The 13,286-nt window shown below is 69.4% G+C and carries 9 protein-coding genes and 1 pseudogene; 7 read left to right on the plus strand and 3 right to left on the minus strand.

Features of this window, described 5'->3' with window-relative positions:
- Window positions 1-21 precede the first annotated feature (21 nt).
- The 3 genes from AB0F72_RS27630 (at window position 22) to AB0F72_RS27640 (ending at window position 3,686) form a co-directional block, all read left to right on the plus strand.
- Complete coding sequence (locus AB0F72_RS27630) at window positions 22-2,004, plus strand: ATP-binding protein (protein ID WP_360436621.1); 1,983 nt, start codon at window positions 22-24, stop codon at window positions 2,002-2,004.
- 97 nt (window positions 2,005-2,101) lie between these two features.
- On the plus strand, window positions 2,102-2,920 hold the full coding sequence (locus tag AB0F72_RS27635; RefSeq protein ID WP_360436623.1) for an SGNH/GDSL hydrolase family protein: 819 nt from the start codon (window positions 2,102-2,104) through the stop codon (window positions 2,918-2,920).
- A 40-nt stretch (window positions 2,921-2,960) separates the two neighbouring features.
- On the plus strand, window positions 2,961-3,686 hold the full coding sequence (locus AB0F72_RS27640; RefSeq protein ID WP_360436625.1) for a hypothetical protein: 726 nt from the start codon (window positions 2,961-2,963) through the stop codon (window positions 3,684-3,686).
- 22 nt (window positions 3,687-3,708) lie between these two features.
- Here the strand turns inward: AB0F72_RS27640 and AB0F72_RS27645 are convergent, their stop codons facing one another.
- On the minus strand, window positions 3,709-3,834 hold the full coding sequence (locus tag AB0F72_RS27645) for a hypothetical protein (RefSeq protein WP_360436627.1): 126 nt from the start codon (window positions 3,832-3,834) through the stop codon (window positions 3,709-3,711).
- A gap of 442 nt (window positions 3,835-4,276) precedes the next feature.
- Between AB0F72_RS27645 and AB0F72_RS27650 the strand changes: the two genes are divergently transcribed.
- Entirely contained in the window at window positions 4,277-6,166 is a 1,890-nt protein-coding gene (locus tag AB0F72_RS27650; RefSeq protein WP_360436629.1) for a hypothetical protein, read from the plus strand.
- 24 nt (window positions 6,167-6,190) lie between these two features.
- Complete coding sequence (locus AB0F72_RS27655; protein WP_360436631.1) at window positions 6,191-7,168, plus strand: NAD(P)/FAD-dependent oxidoreductase; 978 nt, start codon at window positions 6,191-6,193, stop codon at window positions 7,166-7,168.
- Window positions 7,169-7,218: 50 nt separating this feature from the next.
- Here AB0F72_RS27655 and AB0F72_RS27660 read toward each other — a convergent pair whose 3' ends face one another.
- Window positions 7,219-8,166: a pyridoxamine 5'-phosphate oxidase family protein gene (locus tag AB0F72_RS27660; protein WP_360436633.1), complete on the minus strand. Its 948-nt coding sequence runs from the start codon at window positions 8,164-8,166 to the stop codon at window positions 7,219-7,221.
- Between the two features lie 238 nt (window positions 8,167-8,404).
- Window positions 8,405-10,602 (minus strand): annotated as a pseudogene (locus AB0F72_RS27665) (transglycosylase domain-containing protein); the annotation flags it as partial.
- A gap of 382 nt (window positions 10,603-10,984) precedes the next feature.
- On the opposite strand from AB0F72_RS27665, the gene AB0F72_RS27670 reads away from it, so the two are divergent.
- Window positions 10,985-11,803 carry an SGNH/GDSL hydrolase family protein gene (locus tag AB0F72_RS27670; RefSeq protein ID WP_360436635.1) on the plus strand — a complete coding sequence of 273 codons (819 nt, stop codon included), beginning with the start codon at window positions 10,985-10,987 and terminating at the stop codon, window positions 11,801-11,803.
- A gap of 154 nt (window positions 11,804-11,957) precedes the next feature.
- Entirely contained in the window at window positions 11,958-13,262 is a 1,305-nt protein-coding gene (locus tag AB0F72_RS27675; protein ID WP_360436637.1) for a D-alanyl-D-alanine carboxypeptidase, read from the plus strand.
- Window positions 13,263-13,286: the final 24 nt, after the last annotated feature.

Genomic DNA, 13,286 nt, shown 5'->3' on the forward strand with positions numbered 1-13,286 from the left:
TTCGCCGCCGACAATGACCTCATGGACCAAGAGGTAAGCGACCTGAGTGCTCCCCATTCGGGTTTCGTGGGGCGACAGGAACAGTTGCTTCTGTTTCGGCGGGCGCTGTCGCGCAGCGGGCCGGCGCCGGCCGTCCTGTTCCTGCACGGACCGGGCGGGATCGGCAAGTCCTCCCTGCTGCGGCGCTTCGCCGAGGAGGCCCGTGCCGCCGGATACGTCACGGTATCGATCGACTGCGGTGACGTGGACGGCTCACCGGCCGGGTTCGAAGCGATGGCACGCCGGGCCGTCGACGAACGCCGCAGTGTTCTGCTGGTGGACTCGTTCGAGCGGTGCCAGGTGCTCGAGGTCTGGCTGCGCGAGGTGTTCCTGCCCCGGCTGCCCGCCGATTCGCTCGTGGTCATCGCCGGGCGGCAGGCACCCGACCCGGAATGGGCGGCTCACCCCGGATGGTGGAACCTGCTGCGCGTCGAGCGGCTCGGCCCACTGCGGATGGCGGATTCCACCGCGCTGCTGGAGCACCTGGCCGTACCTGCCGCCCGGTATCGCCCGGTGTTGGAGCTCGCCGGGGGTCACCCCCTGGCCCTGGTCCTCACCGCGTCCGCCGCCGCATCCGCCGCCGACGACGACCTGCCGTGGCAACCGCCCGCCGAGGTCACCTCGCGCCTGCTGCCCCAGTTGCTCGGCACGGTGCCTTCCGCGCGGTACCAGAGAGCACTCCATGTGTCAGCGATGGCCCAGGTCACCAATGAGGCCCTGCTCCGGGACGTCCTGGGCGACGACGCCGAGAGTCTGTTCGCCTGGCTGCGCCGGCTACCGTTCATGCGGGGCACGGCCCAGGGCATCCAGCCGAACGACGTGATCCGGGAGACGCTGGACCGGCATCTGCGCCGGCGTGACGCGCCCGCCTACGAACAACTGCACAGCGCCGTCTACGACTACTTCCTGCGGCAGCTGCACACCGGGCCGGATTCGCAGGTCACCGCCACGGTCGGCGCCCTGCTCTTCCTGATCCGGCACAACGGCCCGATGTCGTCGTACCACACCTGGCACCTTGACAACGAGGTGCAGGAAACCGCTTTCCGACGATCCGACACCGCACGCGTGCTCCACCTCGCCGACAAGGCGGAGGGCCCGGATTCGGCGGCCGTCGTCGCCTACTGGCTGCGCCGTCAACCACAGGCGTTCCGGGTCTACCGATCACCGCGCAGCGAGTCCGCCGTGGCGTTCTCCGCATGGCTCAAACTGCGCAACGGCGAGGGCGCCGACGCCGACCCGGTGGTGGCAGCGGCGTGGGAGCACGCCACGGCCACCAGCCCGGTCCGCGACGGCGAGCACATCGGCCTGGCCCGTTTCTCCGTGCAGCCGGAGAACTACCAGCGCTTCTCGCCGGTCATGGACCGCGTGCAGTGGCGTGCGATCGCGGAGATCGCCCGGTCCTCCGGACTCGCGTTGTCCTATGTGGTGATGCGCGACAACGGGTACTGGGACGAACAGCTCTCGCACTTCGACATGCCGCGTATCGACGCCACCCCGGCGGTCGGCGCCCGACGATATGCGCTCTTCGCACACGACTGGCGGGCCGCGCCGGTGGCACCGTGGTTCGGCCGGCACAAACGCGCGGTGCTGACCCGGACCCCGGAGCCGGCCACCACTCACACGGTGTTGTCGCGACCCGAGTTCGACGCGGCCGTCCGCGACGCGCTACGCCATCTGCGCCACCCCGCCCGCCTGGACGGCAACCCGCTGGCACACAGCAAACTCACCCTCGATCACGGTGGGAACCTGGCCGCGCTGATGCGCCGGGAAGTCGACCGGCTGCGGGAGGGACGTGGCGGCGACAAACGCCACCGCGCCGTCTTCGAGGCGTTCCTCCGGGGCGGATCGACCCAGGAGGCCGCGGCTGCCCGTCTCGGCCTGCCGTTCAGCACCTATCGCCGGCACCTCCGGCAGGGAATCGAACGCCTCAGCGAGGCTCTCTGGCAGCAGGAGATCCGCGCCTGACCGCAACGTCGGACCGGGCATCGGATGAGCGCGACCGAGCAGCGAATGGGTATCGACTGACCTCGTCCGATGCCGTCCCGATTCCTAGCCTGGCCCGGTGACAGGGGTATGCAGCACATTGCTCGGCGCACTCGCCGTCGTGCCGATCGGCCTCAGCGCGGTGATCTTCGGTCAGGCTCGCAGCGTGGAGCGCACCGTGCCGCTGGCGACGGACCCACCACCCCGCGTCGACGGGCTGATCGGCGCCCGCTCGACCGGCCGGCCGCTCACGATGGCAGTTCTCGGTGACTCGTTCGCCGCGAGCTTCGGGGCCACCCGGCCCCGGGAGACCCTGGGTGTGCTGCTCGCGACCGCGCTCTCTCGCCGGGCCGGACGGCAGGTGCTGTTGCACCGGCCGGCGTTCGTCGGTGCCATGTCCGCGGATCTGCCGCCGCAGGTGGACGCCGCGCTCAGGCTGGCACCCGACATCGCGGTGATCTATGTCGGTGGCAACGACGTCACCCGGTTCACCCCGTACCGGACCGCGGCACGTCATCTCGGTGACGCGGTCCGGCGCCTGCGGGACTCCGGTTGTCAGGTCTTCGTCGGCACCGTGCCGGACCTGGGGGTGCTGCCGCCACTACGGCCACCGCTGCGCTGGCTGGCCAGCGTGCGCAGCCGCCGGCTGGCGACCGCGCAGACGGCCGCGGTGGTGGCCGCGGGAGGTCATCCCATCTCCCTGGCCGAGCTGCTCAACCCGTACTTCGCCGCCGACTCGGTACGGATGTTCGGCGCCGACCGGTTCCATCCCTCGCCCGACGGGTACGCGCGGGCAGCGGCCGTGAGCCTGCCGCCGTTGATCGCGGCGCTACGGGCCGAGGGTGTCCTGTCCGGCGGACTCCTGATGGACAGTGACCGGTCTGGTGGGCGCGGCTGATCCGGGCGATGGTGGCTGTTCCGAGAGGCCCGGAGGATCGATGTTGCCGACCGAGCGCACCATGAGCCGGCGTGGACTGCACGTGGCGCTGACGGCCCAGTCGGTCGTGGTGATCCTGGTGTCGGTCAACCGATTGGCGCCGATCACCTTGACGCCGGTGCCACCGTACGAGTTCCTGCGACTTGTCGAGCTCAACAACATGGTTCTCGCCCTGTTCAGCCTCATCGTGTCCTACGCGTTGATCGCCCGCCTGGGCGCAGCCGTCCCGCACGGCGCCTCGCCGGCGAGCCTGATCCGCGGTGTGGTCTTCATGGTCGGCGCATATCTGTTCGCGCTGAGCTACGGCAACCACGAGGTCACCAACTATCTCAACGCGCGCTTCTGTCCGCCGCGGGCCGGCGGGGAGATCTGCGACATCGTCCGCTTCCACGACGACGAGGTGTCGCATCTGCTGTTCTTCGCCGGGTTCACCATCATCAATCTGAGCGTGATGGCCGCCCAGTGGGCCCATCCGACGAGTTCCCCGCTCAGCCGGTCGGACCGGGTGCTGTCCACCGGCAACGGGCTTGTCGTCGCCGCCGGCATCATGGCCAACCTGGCTTTCGAGACGATCGGCTTCGACCTGTACGTGGTCGCCGCCGTCGCCGTCACCGCCGTGGTGCTGCACCTACGGCGCCCCGGGCAGTTGATCCTGTGGTACTACGCGATCGCGTACCCGGCCGGCTTCGTCGCCACCCTCGCTGTCAAGGCGCTCGGAGCCGACTGACGGCCTTCTGCGCCCTCGGCACTCAACCCGGCAGTCCGGACAGCGATGGACGGCCGGTGACCTGGCGGGCCCCGGTCGCCGCGAGCAGGGTGGGGCCGTGTCCGAACCAGCTCGCGGCGAGCGCCGTCAGAGAGATCGTGAAAGACATGCTCGGGCGTCACATTCCGCCACATCCCGGACGCGACCCGACCCCCTCCACCCGCTTAGGGTCCCCAAGCACCCCCAGTCTCACCTGCAGCTATACCGATAGTGCATAGGTTTGCTCAAAACCATCTTTGACGACAACATACGGCCGCTCGGAGGATGTTCTCAGCGACCTCCCGATGAGGGGCCATCGGCCATCGCCATCTCAGCTTGTCGCCTGTGCTGACGCTCGGTTCTGATGCGGACACGCGATCGCTGCGACAAGAGACGTCAAAAAGTAAGGAACTGCAATGCGATCCGGGACCCGGAACAGGCTGTCGACGCGCCTCGGCGACCGCCTCCAGCAAGCTCGTCGGGCTACGTTCGTCGGCCGGGACGAAGAACTGGCGCTCTTCCGTGCCGGATTGCGACAACCGGCCTACGGAGAGCCCCAGGACGGTTACTCCGTGTTGTACGTCCACGCGCCGGGCGGTACCGGCAAGTCAGCGCTTCTCCACCGCTTCGCCGACGAGGCACAGGCTGCCGACCGGCAGGTCACCTGGCTGGACGCCCGCCTGATCGAGCGCTCACCCAGCGGTTTCCAGGCTGCGGCCACCGGACTCGACGGCGAGGGACAGGTTCTGCTCGTCGACACCTTCGAGGCCTGCCAGGGCATGGAGGGCTGGTTCTGGCACGTCTTCCTGCCGAGTCTCCCCACCGGGACGCTGGTCGTCGTGGCCAGCCGCCAGCCACCGGACCTGCTGCAGTCCGCCGATCCGGCCTGGTCCGCGGTGACTCAGGTCATCGCCCTCAAGAACCTGTCCAAGGAAGCGGCGGTCGACGTCCTGCGCCGGCGTGACGTGCCGAGGGAGTTCTGGACCGGCCTGTACGACGCCACCGACGGCCACCCGCTGGCACTGGTGCTGGCCGCCGAGGTCGCCTTGCGCGACGGCAGCAGTGTCGGGCATTGGATGACCCAGGACCCGGCCATCAAGACCCTGCTCGACCGGCTCATCGGTGATCTGCCTTCGCCTCTGCACCGGCGCGCTCTGGAGGTGTGCGCGCAGGCGTACACCACGCGGGAGGATCTGCTGCGGTTCGTCTTCGGCGACGAGGCTCCGGAGCTGTTCTCCTGGCTCCGGGCCCAGCCCTACATCGAAGCCGGGCCGGCCGGACTGCATCCGCACGACCTGGTACGTGACCTGCTGATCGCCGACCTGCGCTGGCGGGACCCGTCCGGCTGGCAGTCCATGCACAGCAAGATCCGGCCGTACTTCCTGCAGCAGGCCGTCCGGGCTCGGGGGCCCGAAGTGCTCCCCAGCCAGATGGCACTGTCCTATCTGCACCGCAACGGCGCGGTCATGGGCAAATACATCACCTGGCGCGGGCAGGGCGAGGTGTACGAGACCCAGTACCGCCCCGAGCACCGCGACGCCGTCCTCGCCATGGCTGCGAAAACAGCGTCGGGTGCGGAGATGACGGCTCTGCGATTCTGGCTGGACCGGCAGCCCGAGTCCCTCTACGTCTATTGCCGGCCGACGACGGGCGAACCAGCCGCGTTCGTCGCCTGGCTCGACCTCTGGGCACCGGACGACGTGGAGAACCGGGCCGACCCGACGATCGCCGCGATCTGGCGACACGCTCAGCACAACGGCGCGCCCCGCCCGGACCGCAAACTGGCCGTACAGCGGTTCATCGTGTTCGCGGACGGCCCCGCGCAACCGGGCCCGGTCTTCGACCTCGTGGCGATGCGCTGCGTGGCGGTGTGCATGCGCGAGACCAACCTGGCCTGGACGTTCGTCACCATGCCCGATCCCGATTTCTGGGCACCGCTGCTGGAGTACGTCGACCATCGCCGGCTCGACGGAGATCTGTCCGCCGTGTTCGCCCACGACTGGTGGTCGACCCCGATGGAGGCCTGGCTCGAACTGCTGCTGAACCGGCTGTTCCACGGTCCCGAGATCCCGCCGTCCCGGGACGAATTCGTCGCTCTGCCCCGCGACGAGTTCGGCGCGGCCGTCCGTGAGGCGCTACGCAACTGGCGGCACCCCTCGTCGTTCGCGACCAGCCCGTTGCTGCAGTCCAAGCTGGCCGGCGCAGGGGACCTGGAGGCCCGTACGGAGGCGCTCCGCGCCGAGATCGAGGATGCCGTGGACACCCTGCAGGGCACGGTGCACCGGGAGAAGCTGCACCGAGTGCTGGCGGTGACGTTCTTCCACGGCAGCGTGACGCAGGAGGCCGCGGCCGCGCGCATCGGAATCCCCTTCGGCACTTACCGCCACCGCCTCGCCGCAGGCCTCGACCTGCTGATCGAAGAGTTGTGGCGTCGAGAGGCCGCCGTCACCAGCGGACTGTGAGCCGCTGACCGCATCACTCAGGAGATGGAGAAAGCAATGCAAGACCGCTATGAGGTCGTGGTTGTCGGTGGCGGCGCTGCCGGTCTCAGTGGGGCGCTGACGTTGAGTCGCGCGCGCCGGTCGGTTCTGGTGGTCGATGCGGGGAGTCCGCGCAACGCGCCGGCTGATGCCATGCATGCCTATCTGGGCCGGGACGGGATGCCGCCGGCGCAGCTGCTGGCTGTGGGTCGTGGTGAGGTGGAGAGCTACGGCGGGCAGGTGGTCACCGATGAGGTGGTCACGGCGCGCCGGAAGGACGGCGCCGGGTTCGAGGTGATGCTGGCCGGTGGGCGGTTGGTGCGTGCTGATCGGCTGCTGGTCACGTCGGGTCTGGTGGACGAGTTGCCCGAGGTGGCGGGGTTGGCGCAGCGGTGGGGTCGTGAGGTGCTGCACTGTCCGTACTGTCATGGCTGGGAAGTCCGTGATGAGCCGATCGCGGTGTTGTCGACCAGTCCGCTGGCGGTTCATCAGGCGTTGCTGTGGCGGCAGTGGAGCAAGGACGTCACGCTGTTCACCCACACCGGGCCTGTTCTCACCGATGAGCAGCGGGAACAACTCGCCGCACGAGACATCACCGTGGTCGACGGCGGAGTGTCGCAAACGGTGGTGCGGAACGACACCCTGACCGGACTGCGGCTCGAGGACGGCCGGGTGATCGACTGCCGGGCCGTCGTGGTGACCGGCCGGATGAGCGCGCGTGCCGGCTTCCTGGCCGAGCTCGGCCTCGAGCCCGCCCCGCTCGAACGCGACGGCTACGTCTTCGGCACACACATCCCCGCCGACTCCACCGGGGCGACCGCTGTCCCCGGGGTGTGGGCGGCCGGCAACGTGACCAGCCCGCTCGACCAGGTGATCATGGCCGCCGCCGGCGGCGCGCGGGCCGCGATGGCCATCAACACCGACCTTGTCGACGAGGAATCCCGCCGCGCTCTCGCCGACCGGCGCGGTGAGGTCAAGGCCTGAGCCGGCACCCGGACGCCCGGCGCACGAGCGTGCGCCGGGCAATCCGCACCTCACGGGGCCGACGCGCGGCGGGAGGCTCGCAGCCCCCGTTTGGCCATCAGTCCGGTCGCGAACATCTGCAACGCCTTCTGCCGGGGCGCCGAGAACCCGCTGGCGGTGTGCGGGAAGTACATCACCTTGCCGGTGGCGTCCTTGCTCAGCCAGCCGGTGTGGTACCGCGTGGAGAGTCCCACCAGTTGCGGGCCGAACGAGTGCGTCAACAGCCCGGCTCGCCGGGCGCCATCCGGGATCAGCCCCGGCGCCGCGGCCAGTTCGATGCCCTCGGCGCTGACGCGCCGGACCTCAATTGGAACCGTGACCGGATAGCCGTCGCTGCCCCGATAGGAGAGCAGCCGATGCGGATGCTTACGGAACCGGTCACCGGTCCGCTGCACGTCGACACGCGGCCAGGTTCCCGAGGCCGGCGGGTTCTGCGGAGCCGGCGGCGGCACCGGCGCGGCGCCCAGCACGAGCGGCTCACCGGCGGCGCGAAGATCCGGCCAGCTGGTGACGCGGCGGACCCGCACCAGCACCGGCACCCGAACCTGGTAGTACTCACGCAGCCACCGGTCCCAGAAGACGCCGGTGAGCGGCGGCCCCAGCGCGGCGGTGGCCTGGCGCCGGACGAGCGCTGCCAGCTCGGGATCCGGCTGCGGCACGATTTCGGCGTGGCCCTGGACCAGGACGTACCGGTCGCCGGTCGCCGTACCGTGCTCGCGGCTGTGGTAGGCCAGCGCGACGCGCGGGTCACGCGTGATCCGCTCCAGCTTCTTGCCGAAGCCCAGCGACGTGGTGAAGGCGACCCACCCCTTCTCCCGGTCGCGTAGCCCGACCGGCGCCACGGCGACAGCGACGGCTCCACCGGCCGGCGTGACATAGGTCAGCGCGGCAGTCAGGTCACCGCCCAGCACCGCATCGATGTCGTCGGTCCATCTCACCGCAGCGTGATCCTCATTCATCGGTTGTCCTCCTGTCCGGCCGGGCATCATGCGGAACTGTCACTCCGGTGAACGCCACGTCGTTCCTCCGATCGCCCGGCGCGGCCGGGATGTCGCTGAGCAGGCGGGCCAAGCGGGTCCGTGGGGCCCGGCCACCGGGGCGGCCCGCCACGGACGCCCCGGTGCACGGTTTCGCCCGTGCCACCTCTCCGGCGGTTTCCTCGGCGGTCCGCCGGAGAGGAAACCGCGAGGTCATGCAGCTGGGAATCCTCACCGCGGCGCCCGACCGCCGATCAGCTCTCCGGACGGCGGCGTGAAGTCCTTGGCCGGGACGCCCTTCATCCCGTCGCGCAATGTTTCGGCGACAGCGGGATTGATCGCTTCACCGTGCGGATCGGCCCACCGGTCCCCACCGCCGCGCATGCTGGTGGCGTGGTTGTCCGGGTCGGCGACGATGCCGGCGACGGACAACTGCCGGGTCGTCACCGCCAGCGAAGCCGTGCGATCGCCGTCCGTGGTGCCGGTCTTGCCCGCCACCGGCTTACCCACAATGCCACGGACATCGCCAGCGGTCGCGCCGACGCAGCGTGAGGTGCTGGACCGGTCACCCACCGGGCACCGCAGCGTATCGATCGCGGCGCGGGCGATCTCCTTCTTCACCACACGCCGGCATCGCGGATCGGTGAGATCGAGCTTCTCGCCACCACGGCTGATGCTCTGCACCGGAATGGGCTCGCAGTACCTGCCGTCGGCGGCCAGGGTTGCGTACGCGTTCGCCAGGTCCAGCGGGGTGGTCGCGGAGACGCCGAGGGTGAACGCGCCCCAGTTGCCGACATTGCCCTTGCTCGCCAGATCGATGTCCTCCTGGGCACGGAACTCGATGCCCAGACGCCGCGCGGCGTCAACGACCCGGCTCGTGCCGACCCGCTCCTGTAACGCCACGAAATAGGTGTTCACCGACTTGCCGGTGGCGCCCCACATGTCGAACTTGCCGACCAGCGAGGTGGAGGCGTTCTTCGGGCAGTAGACGGGCTGACCCGCGCACGGGCCGCGCTGTCCCGCGTCGCCCGGGTACCCGGACCGGTAGTACGGCTTGGGGGAATCGATCACGTGGCTCAGCGGGTAGCCCTGCTCCAGGGCAGCGACAGTGGTGAACACCTTGAAAGTCGATCCACCCTGATAACCGGCGACGTCGCCGCCACCGGTGAGAAGCGGATTGGTGGTGTTCGGATAGCTGCCCTTACGACCCGCCTCGCGCAGTTGCGGGTTGCTGTGCGGCTCGTTGCGCTGAGTGTCGTTGCGGTAGGCACGGTTGACGGCCAGCGCACGCACCCGGCCGGTGCCCGGTTCCACCGCAGCGATCATGATCGCGTTGCGGTTGCCGTTCGCCGCCCGCTTCGCGACGTTCTTGCGTGCGGCGTTCTGGGTTCGCAGGTCCAGGGTCGTGACGATCCGGTAGCCACCCGTCCTGAGCAGCTGCTCCCGGTCGTAGGCAGTGGCGCCGAAGCTCTTCTGCGACTGCCACCAGCGATAGAAGTAGTCGCAGAAGAATCCCCAGTGGTTCTTCGACGTGGTGGAGCAGCCGCTCGGCGTGCGTTTGCCGTTGACCTTCAAGGGCGCGGCCTCGGCGCGCTTGCCCTCCGCTGCGGTGATCATGCCGAGCTGGGCCATGTTGCCGATCACGTAGTTGCGGCGATCGACAGCCTGCGGCCGGCCGTCCTTCGTGGTCGGATCGAACGCCGTCGGCGCCTTCACCATCCCGGCCAGCATGGCGGCCTGCTCGGTGGTGAGTTTCTTCGGGTGCGTGGAGAAATAGACCTGGCTGGCGGCGAACACGCCGTACGCGCCGTTACCAAACGGCGCGATGTTCAGATACCGCTCCAGGATCTCGTCCTTGGACAGCTGCTTCTCGAGCTGCGTGGCATAGCGCATCTCGCGCACCTTGCGGCCGGTCGTGTCCTCGTTGGCGGCGACCACGTCGGCCGGGCGGGTCGACGAGTACGACAGCGCCATCCGCACGTACTGCATCGTCAAGGTGGAGGCCCCCTGCTGTGAGCCGCCGGCCTTGTTGTTGACGAACGCGCGCGCGACACCCTTCAGGTCGACGCCGTTGTGCTCGTAGTAGTGGTGGTCTTCCGCGGCGACGATCGCGTCCCGCATCACCTTCGGGATGTCGTTCCCCGTCATATCGCGACGATTCTCGTCGTAGATGACGGCCAGCAGAGTCTTGTTGTCGGACGCGTACACGTAGCTGTTCTGCGGCGCCTGCCGGACCACGAGCTCGGCCGGCAGTTCGTTGAACATCTCCGCTCCGGCTTTGACGGTCAGCCCGGGAAGCGCCACCGCGGGAAGCAGCGCCGCCGCCAGCAGCACTCCGGCCAGCAGACCACTGCCGATCAACGACGCGGCACGGGACGTCGCCCGTGGGACACCGGAGAACACGGTTCTCCCCTTCATCATTGCCTCCCCCATCGACTGCGCCGCAGGAACGACGCAGGACGGTCACATCAGCGGATCACGGCTGCTCACGACAGGAATTCACTGTCCGGAAGCGCCGGTGACACGGGCGCGGTCCCGATCCGGATCGGACCGGTGACCGGCTCGGACGAGCATGCGGCCGGGTATGACGACACGGATGCGGCCACCCCGCATGCGTAGAACAGCGTCGCCCATGATCCAGAGCGCGGCCACCCGGCACGAGACCATCCGGTGTTCAGCGGCTGTCCACCGCCGCCGGGCCGTGTCGCGGACAGCTGCCGGGCGGGAACTGGCCTGGTCCGTCCGCCGGCCCTCGCGCAGCATGGTCGGGCCCAAACTCGTCGATATTCAGGAGGCTCATGTGAAGCGACGCTGGATCGGCGCCCTCGCCGTCGCCGCGGCGTCGGTCGCGGCCGTCGCGCTCTCGGGCGCGGTTGCTCAGGCGGCCACGGCACGCGACTACGTAGTGCTCGGCGACTCCTACGCCGCTGGCCTCGGCGCCGGGAACTACCGCGACACGACCTGTTTCCAGAGCGATGGTAAGTCGTACCCCTCTCTCTGGGTCGCCAAGAAGGGCCGGGCCGCGTTCGGGGAGAGCATCGTCAACCGGTCGTGCAGCGGCGCCACCGTCTCGACGGTGCGGACCAAGCAGCTCGGCGATCTCGACAAGGAAACCGGCTGGGTGACCATCACGGTCGGCGGCAACGACATCGGTTTCACCTCGACGCTGACCGGTTGCGTGGCCGGCACCGACGCGACCTGTCATCAGGCCGTTCAGCGGGGCATCGGCATCGCGACGACGACGCTGCCGCAGACCCTGGGGCAGCTGTTCTCGACCATCCGCGCCAAGGCGCCCAACGCCCGGGTCTACGTGGTCGGCTATCCGCGGCTCGTCGTGGCCGCGGACAAGGCGCCGGTCGGCGCCTGCTCGCTCAACAGCTACAAGCGCAGCCTGCTCAATCACTCCGCTGATGTCCTCGCCGACGTGATCCGGCAGCGGACGGCCGCCCACAGCGGCTTCACGTACGTCGACGGCCGGTCGATCTTCGCCGGCCACGAGGCGTGCACCCGCGAACCGTGGATCCACGACGTGAAGCTCAACGCGCTGACCGAGGCGTTCCACCCGAACAGCACCGGCTACGAGCAGTACGCCCAGCGGTTGAAGCAGATCACCGGTTGATCGGGTGTGTGGGCGTCCACCGACCAATCCCTCCCTCGGGGTGGCCGCCCACACACTTCCACCGTTCTGGACAGGCACAGACAGCATCTGGACTGGCAGCTCGACACCGCACGGTGCGTTACTTCGGTCTCCACACAGATAGGGACCACGTCACATGCCGCTGCCCGCACCACCGCCCCGATTCCCGCACCGCCCGGCGCCGGCCGCCGGCGCAGGCGGTGATCGTGCCCCGGGACCGCCGCCGCGACGAACGCGACGCCGGCTGCTGTCCGCTCTCGTACCCGTTCTGCTGCTTGCCGCCCTGTTCGGCGCCGGGACAGCGGCACAGCTGAGCCGGGATCTTCCCCGGACGACCCTCATGACGTCGATCGCCCCGCAGATCCGCATCCCCGGCAAAGCTCCGGCTCTGCCCTGGCCGCGGCAGGGCTCCGCCGAGCTGATGATCGAAGGGCTGGGGCGGCTGGGTGGATCCGGCAGCGGCGGCGGCGCCGAGCCGATCGGCAGCGTTGCCAAGGTGATGACGGCCTACGTGATCCTCCAGAACCATCCCCTCGGCAGCGGCGAGGACGGGCCCACCCTCACCGTGACGGCGGCCGACGTGGCCGACTACGAGGCACGGATCCCGCTCGGGCAGAGCCTGGTGCCGGTCGTCGAGGGAGAGCGGCTCACCCAGCGCGACGCGCTGGAAGCCCTGATGCTGCCGTCGGCCAACAACATCGCGCACCAACTGGCGATCTGGGACTCCGGAAGCGAGAAGGCCTTCGTCGCGAAGATGAACGCGGCGGCCGACGAGCTCGGGCTCGCCGACACCGAGTACACCGATCCCAGCGGCTATCTGCCGAGCACCGTCAGCACCGCCGCCGACCAGGTGGAACTTGCCCGCGCCGCGCTGCGGTCACCGGTTTTCACCGAGATCGTCGAGCTACCGGAGGCCACCATCCCGGTGGCGGGGAAGATCCGCAATTACAACGACCTGCTCGGCGTGAACGGTGTCTTCGGCATCAAGACCGGCTCCACCGACGAGGCCGGCGGCAACCTGCTCTTCGCCGCGCGGCTGACGGTGGCCAAACGGACTTACATCATCGTGGGCGCCGTCTTCAACCAGCCGGGGACCGACACACCGGAGCAGCTGGCCGCGGTCAACAAGGTGGTCCGCAAGCTGCTGACCGCCGTACGGGAGCAGGTGAAGCAGTTCCGGCTGCTCGACGCGTCACCGAGTGGTGAACTGGAGTCGGCGTGGGGTCAGGCTGTCACCGTGAGTCCGGCCAGACCGCTGACGGTGGTCGGATGGCCGGGACTGACGGTTCCGGTCGAGGTGACGGCGACGCCGCCGAGCGGCCGGGTCCGGCACGGCGAAGTGGTCGGCACGGTGGAGGCAGCCGGGATTCGCGTGCCGTTGCGTGCCGATGCCGCCATCGGCGAGCCGTCGCTGTGGTGGCAGCTCACCCGCCGCCCTTGACGGCGATACGGCCCCCGAAAAAAG

The organism is Actinoplanes sp. NPDC023936 (assembly GCF_040639325.1).
Classification (GTDB): domain Bacteria; phylum Actinomycetota; class Actinomycetes; order Mycobacteriales; family Micromonosporaceae; genus Actinoplanes.

Excerpts from the sequence above, each read along its gene's own strand:
- AB0F72_RS27630 (WP_360436621.1), top strand. The coding sequence starts at position 22 with ATGGACCAAGAGGTAAGCGACCTGAGTGCTCCCCATTCGGGTTTCGTG.
- AB0F72_RS27640 (WP_360436625.1), top strand. The coding sequence starts at position 2,961 with ATGTTGCCGACCGAGCGCACCATGAGCCGGCGTGGACTGCACGTGGCG.
- AB0F72_RS27675 (WP_360436637.1), top strand. The coding sequence starts at position 11,958 with ATGCCGCTGCCCGCACCACCGCCCCGATTCCCGCACCGCCCGGCGCCG.
- AB0F72_RS27655 (WP_360436631.1), top strand. The coding sequence starts at position 6,191 with ATGGAGAAAGCAATGCAAGACCGCTATGAGGTCGTGGTTGTCGGTGGC.
- AB0F72_RS27645 (WP_360436627.1), bottom strand. The coding sequence starts at position 3,834 with ATGTCTTTCACGATCTCTCTGACGGCGCTCGCCGCGAGCTGGTTCGGA.
- AB0F72_RS27660 (WP_360436633.1), bottom strand. The coding sequence starts at position 8,166 with ATGAATGAGGATCACGCTGCGGTGAGATGGACCGACGACATCGATGCG.